The sequence below is a fragment of the Dellaglioa sp. CoH-55-MRSF-8 genome (assembly GCF_056782195.1).
Genome location: NZ_JBXAYH010000141.1, coordinates 1 through 326 on the forward strand (window position 1 = coordinate 1; position 326 = coordinate 326).

The following is a 326-nucleotide window of genomic DNA, read 5'->3' on the forward strand; positions in this document are numbered from 1 at the left end:
GTACGCTGGCCAGTATGATGGGAAGCTCGCTAGCACCATCGTCAAGAAGGCGCTGGGTCTGTGAACCTATTTCTATAAGGAGAAGTCATGTTCCACAATCGTTCGTTCCAATCAGCAATCATTGCGTTCTCATTCCTCACCACTTATCTGGTGGGTTTCGCGACGCCCGCATCAGCGTTCGCGGAGCGCGCATGGTTCGTGGTATCGGTTGTGGTGCCCACGCTCACGATTCTGTTTGTGGTCTTCGCTTATAACCACAAATTGAAGGTGCTGTTTCAAGAGGCACGGGACAACACGGAAACTCAGGCATGGAGGCTTCTCCATCT

1 protein-coding gene is annotated in these 326 nt (G+C 52.1%); it reads left to right on the forward strand.

The window, feature by feature from the left end; all coding sequences use genetic code 11:
- Positions 1–87 precede the first annotated feature (87 nt).
- Positions 88–326 (forward strand): hypothetical protein (locus AC1RPW_RS08275; protein ID WP_481769486.1); only part of this gene is annotated, 239 nt, incomplete at its 3' end.